The following is a 2,214-nucleotide window of genomic DNA, read 5'->3' on the forward strand; positions in this document are numbered from 1 at the left end:
GCGATGTTCGAGAGGTTCACCGACCGTGCGAGGCGTGTCGTTGTCCTGGCCCAGGAAGAGGCCCGGATGCTCAACCACAACTACATCGGTACCGAGCACATCCTGCTGGGGCTGATTCATGAGGGTGAGGGTGTCGCGGCCAAGTCGCTGGAGTCGCTCGGGATTTCGCTCGAGGGTGTGCGTAGCCAGGTGGAGGAGATCATCGGGCAGGGGCAGCAGGCTCCGTCGGGTCATATTCCGTTCACGCCGCGGGCGAAGAAGGTTTTGGAGCTGAGTCTGCGTGAGGCGTTGCAGCTGGGCCATAACTACATCGGTACCGAGCATATTTTGCTGGGTCTCATCCGTGAGGGTGAGGGTGTGGCGGCGCAGGTGCTGGTCAAGTTGGGCGCTGATTTGAACCGGGTGCGTCAGCAGGTGATCCAGTTGTTGTCGGGGTATCAGGGTAAGGAGCCGGTGGAGTCGGGTTCGCGGGGTGAGGCGGGTACGCCGTCGACGTCGCTGGTGCTCGATCAGTTCGGCCGTAATCTGACTCAGGCGGCGTTGGAGGGCAAGCTGGATCCGGTGATCGGTCGCTCGAAGGAGATCGAGCGGGTGATGCAGGTGTTGAGCCGGCGCACCAAGAACAATCCGGTGTTGATCGGTGAGCCCGGTGTCGGTAAGACGGCGGTGGTCGAGGGTTTGGCGCAGGCGATCGTCAATGGTGAGGTGCCTGAGACGCTCAAGGACAAGCAGCTCTACACCCTCGACCTCGGGTCGTTGGTGGCGGGTAGTCGTTATCGTGGTGATTTCGAGGAGCGTTTGAAGAAGGTCCTCAAGGAGATCAACACTCGTGGTGACATCATCTTGTTCATCGATGAGTTGCATACTTTGGTGGGTGCGGGTGCGGCCGAGGGCGCGATCGACGCGGCGTCGATTTTGAAGCCGAAGCTGGCGCGTGGTGAGTTGCAGACCATCGGCGCGACCACGCTGGATGAGTACCGTAAGTACATCGAGAAGGACGCGGCGTTGGAGCGGCGGTTCCAGCCGGTGCAGGTCGGTGAGCCCACGGTGGAGCACACGATCAATATTCTCAAGGGTTTGCGTGACCGGTATGAGGCTCATCATCGGGTCTCGATCACCGATGGTGCGCTGGTGGCTGCGGCGACGTTGGCTGACCGGTATATCAATGATCGGTTCTTGCCGGACAAGGCGATCGATTTGATCGATGAGGCGGGTGCGCGGATGCGGATCCGCCGGATGACCGCGCCGCCGGATCTGCGTGAGTTCGATGACAAGATCGCTGATGCGCGCCGGGAGAAGGAGTCCGCGATCGATGCGCAGGACTTCGAGAAGGCGGCGCGGTTGCGGGATAAGGAAAAGCAGCTCGTCGCCAAGCGGGCCGAGCGGGAAAAGCAGTGGCGTTCCGGTGATCTGGATGTGGTCGCCGAGGTCGATGACGAGCAGATCGCCGAGGTTTTGGCGAACTGGACCGGTATTCCGGTGTTCAAGCTGACCGAGGAGGAGACCACTCGGCTGCTGCGGATGGAAGATGAGCTGCACAAGCGGATCATCGGCCAGGAGGACGCGGTCAAGGCGGTGTCCAAGGCGATCCGGCGTACGCGTGCGGGGTTGAAGGACCCCAAGCGCCCGTCGGGGTCGTTCATCTTCGCCGGCCCCTCGGGTGTGGGTAAGACCGAGTTGTCCAAGGCTTTGGCGAACTTCTTGTTCGGTGATGATGACGCGCTCATCCAGATCGATATGGGCGAGTTCCATGACCGGTTCACCGCGTCGCGGTTGTTCGGTGCTCCTCCCGGCTATGTCGGGTACGAGGAGGGTGGTCAGCTCACCGAGAAGGTGCGGCGTAAGCCGTTCTCGGTGGTGTTGTTCGACGAGATCGAAAAGGCGCACCAGGAGATCTACAACACCTTGTTGCAGGTCCTCGAAGACGGCCGGCTCACCGATGGTCAGGGACGCACGGTCGATTTCAAGAACACCGTGCTGATCTTCACCTCGAACCTGGGCACCTCCGATATCTCCAAGGCGGTCGGGTTGGGCTTCACCCAGTCCAACGCCGAGGGCTCGAACTACGAGCGGATGAAACTCAAGGTCAACGACGAACTCAAAAAGCACTTCCGCCCCGAGTTCCTCAACCGCATCGACGACGTCATCGTCTTCCACCAGCTCACCACCGACCAGATCGTGCAGATGGTGGACCTGATGATCGGCCGCGTCGCC

General features: G+C 61.1%; 1 protein-coding gene. It reads left to right on the forward strand.

All coding sequences use genetic code 11. The features are described from left to right. Window positions 1–3 precede the first annotated feature (3 nt). A partial coding sequence (locus TY25_RS08170) for an ATP-dependent Clp protease ATP-binding subunit (RefSeq protein ID WP_036559020.1) occupies window positions 4–2,214 on the forward strand: 2,211 nt, incomplete at its 3' end.

Source organism: Nocardia brasiliensis NBRC 14402 (genome assembly GCF_000308475.2).
GTDB classification, from domain to species: domain Bacteria; phylum Actinomycetota; class Actinomycetes; order Mycobacteriales; family Mycobacteriaceae; genus Nocardia; species Nocardia brasiliensis.